This window comes from Paenibacillus sp. FSL R7-0345, assembly GCF_038595055.1.
Classification (GTDB): Bacteria; Bacillota; Bacilli; order Paenibacillales; family Paenibacillaceae; genus Paenibacillus_AQ.
The window spans coordinates 2,133,700-2,146,298 of record NZ_CP152002.1 but is presented as its reverse complement, the minus strand read 5'-3'; the positions used below and the strand labels follow the sequence as shown (position 1 = coordinate 2,146,298).

Genomic DNA, 12,599 nt, shown 5'->3' with positions numbered 1-12,599 from the left:
GTTATTTTGATATTAAATTTCTATGGCTGATTCGATTTTTCCAATATACAATGGAATGTTACTTGGAATATTATTACCACCAATTACTTTGATAGGCCCAATGAGTTGTCCTTCAATTAATGGTATATCCGTAAGAAGCTCAACAAACGTCTGCAAATCTTCATTGTTTTGTTTCGATTTTTTCGAATGTATTCCCGATGGTACGAACTCATGAACAACAAATACTGCCTGACCGCAGTTGTTTATGCGGGCCTCTATTAATGTTCCAGCAACGGCGTGAAGTAACTGATAACGGATATGTCCAAAATCCTTATCTCCAAAAACAGAAAGACCTAATTGCTTTATTCGTTCAGGTACTTTTGTTCTTGGATTGGTTGAATATCTTTTGATCAGATTAGAGATAACTTCTCCGAATGGTTCATCAGCTTTTGCTTCAATAGAAATTAGTGTTTTTTTATCGGATGTTTTTCCATATACAATCAAATCATGTTTACGCCCATTGCCGTTGAAGGCGTCCAATTTAGTTTCACACTCAGGTATGGCTATCTCGGGAATTAAACCCTTAATATCTTGATGTGAGTCTATCAAGCGTTCCAACTCCTTTGGAACTGTAGGAGCACCCGATTGAGTCCATGCCTTTGCAAGTTCCTTCGCACTTCTACCATCTACCCAATGTGCTTCACCTTTTGCTGGAGGAGCATGTTGAAACCAGTCCGTCAAATTAGAAATATTTAATCCAAGTCGATTTTTTATTTCCATATTGCATCTCCTCAGAAAATTTAGATTTTATTTGGACTCGTAGATGTTAATTAATGTAATGTTAACACAATTAGATTGCTATTGGTTTATGTTATAATGAGCAAAAGGCGGTGAATGAAATGTCCATATCAAAGGAACAACTGGAGCAAAGCTTTCGAGGCAAACCTTATGTTGAACTTAAAGATCTGGTGCAATTGATCGAGGATAATTTCGGATTTAACGTTACGCTTCAGAGGAAAGATGAACCTGCATTTACTGATGAACAGAAGAAAAGAATGACATCTGTCATTTTCAAAGATGAATACGTTCTTTCCCAGCTTCGTCAGGCCAAGTATGACCGAGAGAATGGAATTTCCACATATAGTGACAGCGAAGAGGAGTTTGCACAATTACTGAAAGAGGTTCAGAATGACTGACCGTTACAAGGTGCTCTGGACCACTTACGCTAGGGTAGCTCTTGCCCGAATGAAGGAATATAAGGTTGACCCCATGAACGTCTTTAGACGCTCTAAATCTGTCTTGGCCGATGAGCCGAAATACAAAGCTGATGGAATATCGGATTTTCCTGGGTTTGAATTTAACGGCTATTATTGGACATTGATTGGCAACGTAATTGTTATTTACAGGGTTGATGATGAGCTACGTGAAGTGTATGTGGATGCTTGTTACTTTGCAAATACGGGTTTATCTCATTATGTATTTTGGGGTATTGATCCTGATGATGAATAGCTGACTCATCACCCTACAACGTGGTTAACTTATGGAATTTCTAAATAAATTGGCTCTTTTCGTGAAAATTGTTGCTTTATAGTGGACTGAGAATAACTTCTTTCGGAGGCAGTCTGTCCATCTTAGTCTTTTTATCACCGTTAAGTGCTTTAAACTCCACTTTATAAGTTTGTTTGGAATTCGGGGCAATATTGTACACTTCGTAATTTTGTGAATCACCTTTGAAAGAATAGGCGAAGGTTTCCTTTGTCAATCCAATATCCTTCGATACATCTGCCGTCATGGTAAACTTCATTTCAGTATTACTTCTGTTTTTTATAGTTATGTCGCAATTGAAGGTGACGTAGCCTGAATCATCAATCCAAAAGTCATGAAGTATGCTTTCATCATAGACATACACCAATTCTCTTTGCTCTCCCCCAAGATATGTCCAAACTATAGCTACTACAAGTAACAAGGTAATACCTAAGGAAGATATCACCAAATATTTTCTATTCACAACAACTCCTCCTTTTAAAATGAGTCCATGTATATCGGTCTGAGGTGATATTAATTTTATGAAGCCAAAAGAGATGTATAAAATGATGTTATCAGAAAGTATTACACCCTTATTTAAGGAGAGGAGCTATAAAAAGAAAAACAATGTGTTTGTCAGAGAATACCCTGAAGTTGTTCAGATCGTGCATCTTGCAGCTTCAAGTTGGAATTTACCCGATTATTATGATTTTTCAATTGACTTTGCATTATTCTCGAAACCTTATTATGCCCTCATGCAATATGAACTACCTAAGAGTTGGTTCAACTCCTCGTTGCATAGACCAATACTTGGAGGTAATATACAGCATTTAAAAGCTCCCCGTGGATATACTCCTAATTATCATATTGTTTCGGAAACAAATATGAGTAAAGTTGCTGAGTCTTTGAGAAGCGATTTGATCAATTATATACTTCCATACATAGACCCGCTACGGTCAACAGATTCATTAATTAAAGCAATAGAAGTTGCCAAAGAACAAGATATCTTTGGTTCCTTACCTAATATTCATGACGAAATAATACTTTACTATTCTTTGGATCACAAGGAAACTGCACAGGCAAAGCTGATTGAAGCATTAAGCATAGAACATGGGAACCCGTACTATAAGCTCAAATTAATTGAAATTGCTGGAAAACTAGGTCTGGACCTGCCTTAAGCTTATACAAACATTATAAATAACGTTTCTATAACAGAGGCATTTGAACTCAATGTTCATTGCCTCTGTTTTATTAAACGTTCACCTTAGCAATTTGATGCAACGGACAACATAACTGAGCTGACTTTACCATAGATATTAATCAACCGATCATTGGACAGAGGGGGATTAACAGTGGAAAGTTATGAGCCAATTTCGTCAAAACAGCTTTTGAGCAAGATCGAAGAAGGTCAGGCCAAGCTGTACTACGACATAGGAAAACGAGTACATCATTATTTCGAGGATGCCCTCAAGGAGATGCAGCAATATCTTCAACAGTTCCCCGTACAAAATGAAGGTGCATTAATCGATGAGGCTGGATCACACGAACAACTGTCTCATAACTACGAATTGTTGCAGCAGGAAATTCAAAAACTCAAACACACCAACGAAAGTCAGAAATCTCAAATCCAAAAACTCAAAGAAGAGAATGCACGACTTTCACGTAAAGCAGCAAAACCAAGTTCTAGAAAAACGAAAGATAAAAGTGAACTGGAGACGGATACTTTAAGCAACCCCGACGAAACAGAACCCAAAACGAGAAAAACGAGAACTCTGAAAAATACGAAGACACTTGAAGCTTTAACGTTAAAAGACGCCACACATGAAAATCAGTCTGAGCCTTGGGATCATGAATCTCTAGACCAGTACAACGAACTGGTTAGTAATGAACAAAATGAACCCTCAGAACCGAATCAACCCTAACAATCATTTGGAGCCAATGTTTCCACGAACTAATATACACTTACCGAAATTAGATACTGCCATCATATACGCTTGCCGAAAAGAACTGATCAGCGTCCCTGTAAAGGATGCTGCGTCAGTTCTTTTTGCGTTACAAATGCAGATGCAGCAACGTTTTGGTCTAAATTAGTTAAGGCAAGTGTATAGGGGGACGATCGGTACCCTATACGCTTGCCTTAACATTTTGACAAATGACCGATTAGTCTAATACACTTACCGAGAAATGAATTATTAAAACGAGCTGATCACGAATGACCTCACTGCAATCAGCCCAAATATCACTTATTTCCCAAACCATTCTTCTGCTTGCTGTCTATGGTTATCATTAATGTGTATACTAATTATTTTATAAGCTGCCCAAAATGCAGCCGCATCATCAGTATAACCCAGCCCTATAACAACGTCAGGTATTGCATCAATAGGAAGCACAATATACGCCAGGGCCCCCATAGCAATCAAACGTGCTGATAACGGAGTTTTGCTATCTGTTGCACAAAAATACATAGCAACGGCATCTTTGGCAAAGGGAATTTTTGAGGCGTGTTTTTTAATTTTTTTCAAGAAACCTTCTTTCACATACTCTTCTTGCTTTTCAGCTCCACCAATTTTTGATGTCCACGATTTAACATCAATTTTTTCGGACTCTGAATACTCAGTATCGATTTCAAGTGCTGAGGCTAACTCGTTACTCGATTTATAAGCACCTAGAGCAGTAAGACTACTAAATTTCCCTTTGCAAGAACCACATAAAGCTTGAGCGAATTTCTGAGTGTCTACATCATTTAATTGTCCGCAGTTAGGACATTCCAAGGTTCTAATCATATGTATTTATTCCTTCCATTTTGAGATATACCTATAATTCCACACTCCACATTCATTTCCCTTTTCCTGATAAAAATCAAAAAAACCGCCTCCAATATAGAGAACGGCTCACAACAATTCTGACTTAATCGCGTATTCAATTTTCCCGTTCTGATCAATAGTTAGGTAAGCTAGAGCAAATTGAAGTATTTGTTTCTCGTCATGAACAGGTAAACTCTTACGGTCACATTTTATTCTGTTCACAAGCTTCTCTGTCTCTTGAATAACCGTCTCCTTATCTTGTTTTAAGAAATCCAGTTTATGTTTATATCGTGTGTACATTTTCTTAGCAGCTAATAAGTTTTGCTCATTATAGGCATTAGCTAAACTGAACGCCTCGTAGACATCCCTGTCTTCACTGTTTATCTTCCCATACTCTTCAATCCATGATTCGTAATGCACTTTGTTGTTTGAGAATTCTTGAATTTGCTTTTCATACAATTCCGTTCGATGCTGTATGGTGGTTACTTCATTTTGAAAGCGAGCATATACTACTTCCGAGATCCTGGTAATATCGATTGACCGCTGTATCTTTTTCCAAATTGCGTCAATAATCGGCGATAATTTTTCTGCCCCTACCTTATAGTTACACTCAGTGCATACATAAAAAATATCACCATAATCCTTTCCATTGTATTTATTTTTGGAGGTCATATCCTTGCATTTCAAACGTTCATTGCATTCTGCACAGTACAGCAGTCCATTCAATACATTCTTTGTGACATAGAACTGAGCAAATTTAAGCCCTGCGTTTTTCAAAGATTCTTCACCATCGTAATAATCCCTGCGATTTTTATATATGAACCAGGTTGTTTTCCACGCCTCAAGTGTCACAACGGGTTTAATAGAAGTATTACTGCCTTGTAGCCAATCCGTCATTTCTTTATTTACTGTTAAATGGGAAATGGAATCGCGACGGTTCAAAGTCAATATTCCCGCGTAAAAAGGATTCGTTATGATCTCTTTGATATGGTTCCATTTCCAATCCCGACCTCTTCTTGACTCTTTGGGCAGCATTCCCGCAATCGCCCTGAATCCCAAATTACCCTGCTTGTAGAGAGAGAATATTTTTTGCACATGCTCAATTTCATCGGGAATGGTCTCAAATTTCTTCGTATCCTTAAGATATCTATAACCATATGGAGCTGATCCGCCCGTCCACTGACCTTCCTTCAGCAATGTCCTCATCGCGCGTTTAGTATCACCAGCAATTTTATCCCCTTGATACTGTGAGAAACTGTCGCGAATCGTTTGCGATAATAACTCACCTTCGTCATAACGGGTGTTATTGTGAAGCACATATACGGGGATTTTATACTCCACAAATTTCTTGCGAATTTCACGGTGCTCTCTGGTTTTTCTTGCCAATCGATCTTCAGCCCACACCAGGACAAAATCAAACAACCGCTTCTGTGCATCATCGAGCAATCTTTTCAACTCGGGACGTTCATTCATCTCCTTCTTTCTTGCCGATACCGCACTGTCCAAATAACGGCCAACGAGACTTAACTCATGCCGTCTTACGAACTCCTCGCAAGCACTGTTCTGGGAATCCATCTCCTGTTTATCCGTCGAATGCCTTCCATAGAAAGCCCCCTTCATTCCAGGTTTAATGAAGTCAGTTATAATCAAATCTCCACCTCCGTGTATTTACTTTGACCCTGACTCCAATCAATTCTTAATATTTTGGAATTCGCCGTAATCCGTACGCTCATAGATATGAGAAATCGGATTAACTCATCACTCCCAAGTTCCGATAATCTGGATTCCAGAGCAAATTCGGCCGCTTTCAAATGAGGTGATGCAGCGTATTGTACCATTCCTTTAAACCTTTCAATTTCACCCCTAATGCAGCTAATATCCTCCTGTATGAATTGATGTCTACGCTTTACCTCTATTAATTCATCCTTATTGTGATTCGACTTATCGAGCATGTATTGCCTGGTTTGTGTTATTAACAAAGAGCCGATAATACTGAGATCGAACTCTAACTGGAATAATCTGCTTTCTAACTCGCTTGTTTTTTCAGTTACATATTTGGGAAACTGCTTCTCTAATTCCAAGGGTAACTCATGCAGAAGATATTCCTTAGCAGCTTGTAAATAACTTCCTTCAACTTCATTCTTTTTAAGTTTAAGACCATGCTTTTTGCAAATGTATAACCCCTCAACATCTTTATAGTTATAATTCAGGGTTGACATCATACCTCCACATAATGAACAGGTGATTTTGTCTTTAAGGAGATATACGACATTATGTTTGGCGTTCTTTCGGCCAGTTGAATATGCTGCGAACTTCTCCTGAATCTTATTCCAATCTTCATCTTCAAAAATACGCAGGTGAGGAACCGCTGTACGCACATCCCCATAACTCAGATATCCATTGTAATACTGATTACCGAACATCCCGCGAATTCGAGAGTCACTCCAATCTTGGGGAATTATATTCTGTGATTTTAAGTACTTTACATAATTAGCGAATGACTTGAAGTTTTGTTCGAGAAATACATTGAACAACTTTCTTATCACTACAACTTCCTCTTCTTGTTTCATCATTGCCCCAGCTTCTCTTTTGTCATCTGTCTTAATTAGTCGGTACCCATAAGGCGTTTGACCTCCTGGGCTTTCACCCTTTTTCGCTTTCGCTCGTTTACCCGCTTTGATCCCTTCAACAATCTTGTCCCCTTCAAGCTCGTTCTTCGCTCCAAATATGGCTTCAAGAATCTCCCCCTCCTCGGAATAGATCATAGGAGGTTCGGTCTCCTCCGAGAAGATCACGCTGATCTTATTTTTCTTGAAAATTTCGTAAATCTCAAGATGTTCCGTCAAGTTGCGTGCCAACCTACAACGTCTGCTAACAATTACATTTTGAATAATCCCCGCCTGAATATCGGAGAGCAAACGATGCAGTTCAGGTCTCTGAAATCTGTTATTGTTACGCGCTGAGACTTTAGGGTCAAGATATCGCTCATCGATGAACAACTTGTTCTTGAATGCCGTGTTTTCTCCTTCGGCTATCTGTGATTTCAACGATGTCTTTTGAATTTTTTGGTCAATTGAATGTCTTGCATACAACGCCGTCTTCATGGAAGCTCCTGATTCTGCTTATCCATTTCTTCTTCAATAATCCGCTGAATAACCTCAAGAAACAAATCGTGATATTGTTTGGCCGCTGCGGGATCATTCACGTATTTTACAGAATGAATTTGGGTATCCTGAATCTCTTGGTATCTTTTTTTCATGGGTTCAATTCCCTTCTAGTATTTTGAATTAAGGAGGCTGCGTCATGCAGGAAATCGGTCAACAAATTCGTCAAATTCGCAATCGGAAGGGCATTAGTCTAAATGCCTACGCTAATGAACTCGGTGTATCTTCGGGATATCTTTCTAACTTAGAAACGGGTAAAACCCAAAACATAACCCTTAGTGTTCTGGAACAACTGCAAAAGGATCTTAACTTAGTCCCGTTTCCTGCGGATAGCAGTGATGAAATTCGAATGCGTCTGGATAGGGTGTACGAACTTCTTATGAATTTGCAAACTTGTAAACCTGATGCCGTTGAATATTTGCTTCGCTGTGTTGAAGAAGGAGCCGAAGCTTTCTTATCGCATTACACCTCCTCGCCTCGGTAATTGGTAATATGTGCATGTATAAGAGAAACTATTCATACACATGAACAAATATTTAAAATCATGAACGGAACAAGCTACATATTCATAAATATGCGTTTACAGCCGTGAATAATGATCGAGTTAAAGGGGAGTCTAACCTGCAATAGGTTGGTTCCCTTTTTCGTGCATAATCAGACCCATTGCCGTACAAAAAAAAGGAGAGTCTATCCCACCTCGGGAAGTCTCTCTTCTTTATGAACAAAGCTAATTTGATACCCGCTAGCTTGTTCCGAACCTAGGGTCTCTGTGAGAAGATGTGCGGCTGCTCTTTCTTTTAGCGTCTTCTCCCAAGAAGCGAAGTGTTCCGCTAACTTCTCTAATGTTTCGGAATGATCGATTTCCTTAAGATTACCAAAACAAATCTGCTGCGAAGGAGTGTTGACAGTAAAACGAATCTTCAGGTCCATCGTGCTCCCCCCTTTAATACAACCTATGTGGCGGATCGGAGAGGACAACCCTATAATCGTAAATCAAATTTTTGGTGCATAGAATAAAGGACCAGCCCATCAGGAGGAGCGCCTATGAATGTTGAGAATACCACAAGCCGTTTTGTAGCGATTTATTGCCGCGTATCGACCGATGAGCAGGCACGTGAAGGTGTTTCCTTGGATGAGCAGCAGGAGCGCCTGAAGGCCTACTGTAAGGCCATGGGCTGGACAGACGAGGTCCTGTTGTTCATTGACGATGGCTACTCCGCAAAAAGCACAGACCGCCCTCAGCTCAAGCGGTTGATGACATACATAGAGAATGGGGAAATCTCAAAAGTTATGGTCACCAAACTGGATCGGATGAGCCGCCGATTGCTCGATTTGCTTACGCTGATCGACATGTTCCAGCAGCACCAAGTCGCATTTATCTCGATCAGTGAATCGTTTGATACGAACACGCCGTCAGGTCGTTTAACACTTCAAGTGCTTGGTGCTGTCGCGGAATTTGAACGTGAGCGTATTCGAGAGCGTGTACTGGATAATATGTTCCATGCTGCCAACCAAGGTAAATGGCTGACCCAGAGTCCCTACGGGTACCGCTTGGAAGATAAAGTTCTTATCATCCATGAGCCCGAGGCTAAGACTGTACGACAGATGTATGATCTATACCTCAATCAGGGAATGGGATTCTTCGCAATTGCCAGACAACTGAACGAAAAAGGTATACCTTCCAGACACAACAAAGAATGGTCCATTCGTTCCGTAAAACTGCTGCTTACTAATCCTGTATATAAAGGCACCTTTATATGGAACCGCGTGGATTCAAGCAAGAAGAAAAGAACCATAAAGGATGATAAGGATTGGATTGTCATTGACGATTGCCTACCCGCCATTATCGACAAGAACACTTGGGAAAGAGTGCAGACCAAAATGAGCAGACCAGGCATTGCTCCCCGCGCCCAGACCAGCCCCCATCTTCTCGGCGGCATACTGAAATGTGGAAACTGCGGGTCGGGGATGAGCATTGGCTGGTCAGGTTCACGAGACAGACGTTACCGCGTCTACCGCTGCTCTGCGAATAAGAACAAAGGAACATGCACAAGCAAGCAGTATAAAGCCGACGAAGTGGAATCCTGGTTTTTGCAGGGGTTAGCAGGTTTATCTGATTCACTTTTCCTTGAACTGGTTCCTCATTTGGTTGAGAAGGCCCGTAGCAGCCAGAGCAGCCGTGGTGATCAACAAATCACGGCAGCTAAAAACCGTTATAAGCGGAAGGTTGAAGCATATACCGCTGGATTGATTGAGTTGCAGGATTTAAACGAGGAGAAGCAGCGGATGGAGAAAGTTATACAGGAGAATCAGAGTTCTAATGAACAGGGAGAGAAAATAAAGGTGGATGAGCTGAAGGAAATGCTTGAGAGCAAGATCAAGACGGTACTGGATGCGATAAATGTGTTGCCTGTTGAGGAGGCTAAGGTGCTGCTAAGGACGTTGGTTTCGAAGGTCACGGTTTTGGGGGAGGGGGAGTTGGATATAGAGTTAAATATTTAAGTACGATTATTAACGCATAAATTGTAAAAGCGAAAAGTTGACAGTATATACTTTTTTTCTTCCCATTGGTAAAAAGGTTTATTTATGTTTTACGTCGAATTATTAATTCAATTCATTTTTTATTGATGAATACATTCAAAAAACACTCGCGATTTTTTATGGGGGGATTTTAGGTTGAATGAAGTGCTTACTTTCCGCAATGAGAATGGTGCTACAATCTTTGAAACTAAAAACTTGAGTATTTATGCAAAAGTACGGATTATAAAAGAATTTAATGATGAATATCCTGAACAGCATATAGGAATGAATGCAATAAAACTAATAAATCCAAAAAAAAGTGTATTAGAGATATCTAATAACATTATTTCATTTTTTCCTTCTCTTTCACCAGAAATCACTGAGAAACATAAAAAAAGGATTTACAAATTAATTGCCCAGAGATCTGAAATATATATTAGCAACTCAAGAGAAAAAATAGAATTATCTACTTCTAGATTATTGGGTAAGGATTTACGTGCAAGTGTAAGTTTACTGTATTATTCCCTACATAATTTCACCACAGGAAAAATGTTTCAATACCTGTCTGAAAAAATAGAAGTCGACGAGCATGCAGTTTATTTTAACGAAGTTGAACATTTTACAAGCGAGGTGTTTTTTAACGACATTTACAGAAAGCACTTTAATTTATCTGAATTCAAAGTTACTGATGTAAACAAAGAAAATTATTCAAATGTTCTCTCTACAACTAAGAAAAAAGGAGCAAATCCATTTAAAATTCTTCCAATTGTACTTTTTGATACAAGTATTACAATCGCCAATTATATCAATCCTTATCTGTATTTCTTATATAAGGAACTATTCGGTAAAGAATTAACTGACGATTCTATAAATAATATTGATGATTTTATTGAGTCAGCAATTAAGAATAGACCTAGGGAGAAAGGCGCTAAACAAGAAGCAGAAGTTAAGGCTTGCATCGCATTTTCCTATAGATCTATTCTTGACGCTAAAACTGAAGAAGAATCCATTATCTTTTCTTTTTTTATTATTGCCTTACGATTATACTGGTTAAGACAAACGGCTGACTATGATTATGATTTCGAAATTAAAACCTCAACAAGAGAAGTTAGTTTACTCTTAAATGTTATTCAGCAATTGTATAAGCAATGTGAATTAATTTCCTTTTCCAAAGGTGAAGAAAAACTCTCTGTGGATGATATAAAACCTAAACCTCCTAAATCAGAATCAAATAAACAGGTTCTCGATCAACCTTCTAAGGATATAGAGAAGACTTACTTTGATATTGATTTAAAAGAAGCAATACATGGGTTGGATTGTTATTTATTTATGACTGCCTTGCATTTAGATGGGCAATTCAGTTATGAAGATATTATATTCACTATGAACTTCACACCAAATATTACAAACAGATTGAAATATTACATTTATGAGCTACTTGATCCCTTACCTATTGCCGTGAACGTACACCTTGATAAAGAGGGTAGATGGACAATTTGGGTCAATGAAAATTCTGCAAAACATCAAATTATCACAGAAAACGACCTTATTGATGTGTTCGATCATTTTTCAAAATCATTATTCAATAATCATCGTGACTTTAAAAACGTTGATTATACCCCGAAATTATGTATCTCATTTCCAAAATATACAAACAAGGCTAAAACTCATGATTCCTTAAAAATTGAAACCATCAGTTCTATGAATAACTCAATTATAGATAGAAATGCATGGATTATATCAACACTTTTAAGGGATATCGCAGAAAAATTTGAGATAGAAAGTGATTTTCCTTATCTTTATGTGGACAAGTGCAAAATTTTTTTCCGTCTAAATTTTGGTTATGACCAACTTTTGATAGGATTACCTTTGTATAATCAGATCTATACAGAATCAATAAAAGGTAATTCAAATACATTTTTGCTTAATTTAGTTATAAAGGAATCTAAAAATGATTCGCCAAGAACCGAAAATTTAGAAATAATGAATATTTATAAAGAATTATCACTTTCTGAAAATTCAAACTTTCACAATATAATCCAAGGAGAGTTTGGAATTTCGAAAGCAATCGCTAATTCTGGTGTCATTACTGCTAATATGGATTCATTAAACAATTACCTGTTAGCTAATAATGAAGAATTATTTTATAATTTCACTCAATATTTAAACCAAGTATCTCATGAGCTGATTGAAAATCAGTCGTTTAGAGCTTCAAAACACTTTTTAGATGTTTGCTTAAAATATGATAAATGCGATTCCTTCGCTTACGCCACAATGGGTCTATGGTATTTTAGAAATTCCTGTTTAGATATAGAGGAATGTGAGAAACAAGGTAAGTATTTTTATGAGCTTTCAATAAAAAATGTTATTCAAGATCATCCTGATGATGAGCATAACTTAAAACAACGATATTATTACGAACTAGCCCGCTTCTATTTGCAAAGAAAGCATGATACTGATTTATATTTAAATTATTACGACATGGGTTCAAAAATGGGTAAACATTATTTTTACAATCATTTACAGACACTTCATCAAACGTTTAAAGAAACCTCAGCTACATCACAAATCTCATCTAGAAAAATTAGAACAAGTAAAGCACCTTAGC

Annotated in this window: 14 protein-coding genes; 7 read left to right on the top strand and 7 right to left on the bottom strand. The window is 38.1% G+C overall.

Annotation, left to right across the window (positions count from 1 at the left end):
- Positions 1 to 12: 12 nt before the first annotated feature.
- Positions 13 to 759, bottom strand: coding sequence for a hypothetical protein (locus NST84_RS08960; protein WP_342565248.1), 747 nt, complete (start codon positions 757 to 759; stop codon positions 13 to 15).
- 119 nt (positions 760 to 878) lie between these two features.
- Between NST84_RS08960 and NST84_RS08955 the strand changes: the two genes are divergently transcribed.
- Together NST84_RS08955 and NST84_RS08950 are read left to right on the top strand one after the other, a co-directional pair.
- Entirely contained in the window at positions 879 to 1,175 is a 297-nt protein-coding gene (locus NST84_RS08955; protein WP_342565247.1) for a hypothetical protein, read from the top strand.
- A complete protein-coding gene (locus tag NST84_RS08950; protein WP_342565246.1) occupies positions 1,168 to 1,488 on the top strand; it encodes a hypothetical protein in 321 nt (106 codons plus the stop codon). The genes NST84_RS08955 and NST84_RS08950 overlap by 8 nt, the downstream gene beginning before the upstream one ends.
- Positions 1,489 to 1,564: 76 nt before the next feature.
- Here NST84_RS08950 and NST84_RS08945 read toward each other — a convergent pair whose 3' ends face one another.
- On the bottom strand, positions 1,565 to 1,987 hold the full coding sequence (locus tag NST84_RS08945; protein ID WP_342565245.1) for a hypothetical protein: 423 nt from the start codon (positions 1,985 to 1,987) through the stop codon (positions 1,565 to 1,567).
- Between the two features lie 58 nt (positions 1,988 to 2,045).
- Between NST84_RS08945 and NST84_RS08940 the strand changes: the two genes are divergently transcribed.
- Positions 2,046 to 2,681: a DUF4304 domain-containing protein gene (locus NST84_RS08940; RefSeq protein ID WP_342565244.1), complete on the top strand. Its 636-nt coding sequence runs from the start codon at positions 2,046 to 2,048 to the stop codon at positions 2,679 to 2,681.
- 174 nt (positions 2,682 to 2,855) lie between these two features.
- Complete coding sequence (locus NST84_RS08935; RefSeq protein ID WP_342565243.1) at positions 2,856 to 3,425, top strand: hypothetical protein; 570 nt, start codon at positions 2,856 to 2,858, stop codon at positions 3,423 to 3,425.
- A 321-nt stretch (positions 3,426 to 3,746) separates the two neighbouring features.
- Here NST84_RS08935 and NST84_RS08930 read toward each other — a convergent pair whose 3' ends face one another.
- The 4 genes from NST84_RS08930 to NST84_RS08915 form a co-directional block, all read right to left on the bottom strand.
- A complete protein-coding gene (locus tag NST84_RS08930) occupies positions 3,747 to 4,286 on the bottom strand; it encodes a YkvA family protein (RefSeq protein ID WP_342565242.1) in 540 nt (179 codons plus the stop codon).
- A 108-nt stretch (positions 4,287 to 4,394) separates the two neighbouring features.
- A complete protein-coding gene (locus NST84_RS08925) occupies positions 4,395 to 5,957 on the bottom strand; it encodes a recombinase family protein (RefSeq protein WP_342565241.1) in 1,563 nt (520 codons plus the stop codon).
- Entirely contained in the window at positions 5,954 to 7,411 is a 1,458-nt protein-coding gene (locus NST84_RS08920; protein ID WP_342565240.1) for a recombinase family protein, read from the bottom strand. Before NST84_RS08920 ends, NST84_RS08925 begins: the two co-directional genes overlap by 4 nt.
- The gene (locus NST84_RS08915) at positions 7,408 to 7,566 is read right to left on the bottom strand and encodes a hypothetical protein (protein ID WP_342565239.1); all 159 of its coding nucleotides are present in this window, start codon (positions 7,564 to 7,566) and stop codon (positions 7,408 to 7,410) included. The genes NST84_RS08920 and NST84_RS08915 overlap by 4 nt, the downstream gene beginning before the upstream one ends.
- A 44-nt stretch (positions 7,567 to 7,610) precedes the next feature.
- On the opposite strand from NST84_RS08915, the gene NST84_RS08910 reads away from it, so the two are divergent.
- Positions 7,611 to 7,955, top strand: coding sequence for a helix-turn-helix transcriptional regulator (locus NST84_RS08910; protein ID WP_342565238.1), 345 nt, complete (start codon positions 7,611 to 7,613; stop codon positions 7,953 to 7,955).
- Positions 7,956 to 8,158: 203 nt separating this feature from the next.
- Here the strand turns inward: NST84_RS08910 and NST84_RS08905 are convergent, their stop codons facing one another.
- Positions 8,159 to 8,401: a hypothetical protein gene (locus NST84_RS08905; RefSeq protein WP_342565237.1), complete on the bottom strand. Its 243-nt coding sequence runs from the start codon at positions 8,399 to 8,401 to the stop codon at positions 8,159 to 8,161.
- A 114-nt stretch (positions 8,402 to 8,515) separates the two neighbouring features.
- Here NST84_RS08905 and NST84_RS08900 point away from each other — a divergent pair, with 114 nt between their 5' ends.
- Positions 8,516 to 9,973, top strand: a complete 1,458-nt coding sequence (locus NST84_RS08900) for a recombinase family protein (RefSeq protein ID WP_342565236.1) — start codon at positions 8,516 to 8,518, stop codon at positions 9,971 to 9,973.
- 174 nt (positions 9,974 to 10,147) lie between these two features.
- Positions 10,148 to 12,598: a hypothetical protein gene (locus NST84_RS08895; RefSeq protein ID WP_342565235.1), complete on the top strand. Its 2,451-nt coding sequence runs from the start codon at positions 10,148 to 10,150 to the stop codon at positions 12,596 to 12,598.
- Position 12,599 lies beyond the last annotated feature (1 nt).